Source organism: Vibrio sp. 1978 (assembly GCF_033344345.1).
Genome location: NZ_JAWPOP010000737.1, coordinates 1 through 594, shown reverse-complemented (window position 1 = coordinate 594; position 594 = coordinate 1). Strand labels below are relative to the sequence as shown.

Here is a 594-nt window from a genome sequence, read left to right as displayed (position 1 = left end):
TGGCCAATTTCTTCTTGTGCGGTGTCAACGTCTTTACCTTGACCGAGAGCTAAACCAAAGCGGCGGTTACGTGACTGGTTGTCGGTACACGTAAGAACCAAGTCACCTAAACCAGCCATACCCATGAAGGTTTCTGGTTTGGCACCAAGTGCAGCGCCAAGGCGGCTCATTTCAGCCAAGCCACGGGTAATCAACGCAGTACGTGCGTTTGCACCAAAACCGATGCCGTCTGACATACCTGCGCCAATTGCGATAACGTTTTTCACTGCACCGCCAAGTTGCATGCCGATGAAGTCGTTGTTCGCGTACACGCGGAAGGTTTTGCTACAGTGGATTTTCTCTTGCAGATCCGCCACGAACTCTGCATCTGGAGAGGCAACGGAAATCGCAGTTGGTAGACCCATCGCGAGCTCTTTCGCGAACGTTGGGCCAGATAGAACGGCCAGCGAGTAGTTCTCACCGATGATGTCGTATGCGACGTCTTTGAGCAGTCGGCCAGTTTCAGGTTCAAGACCTTTGGTTGCCCAACAGATACGCGAATCTTCGCGCAGGAACGGTTTGCAGCTGTTAAGCACGATGCCAAAGACATGGCTT

At 52.5% G+C, this 594-nt stretch carries 1 protein-coding gene; it reads right to left on the bottom strand.

Annotation, left to right across the window (positions count from 1 at the left end; all coding sequences use genetic code 11):
* A partial coding sequence (locus R8N49_RS28830; protein WP_318190663.1) for an NAD(P)H-dependent glycerol-3-phosphate dehydrogenase occupies window positions 1-594 on the bottom strand: 594 nt, incomplete at both ends.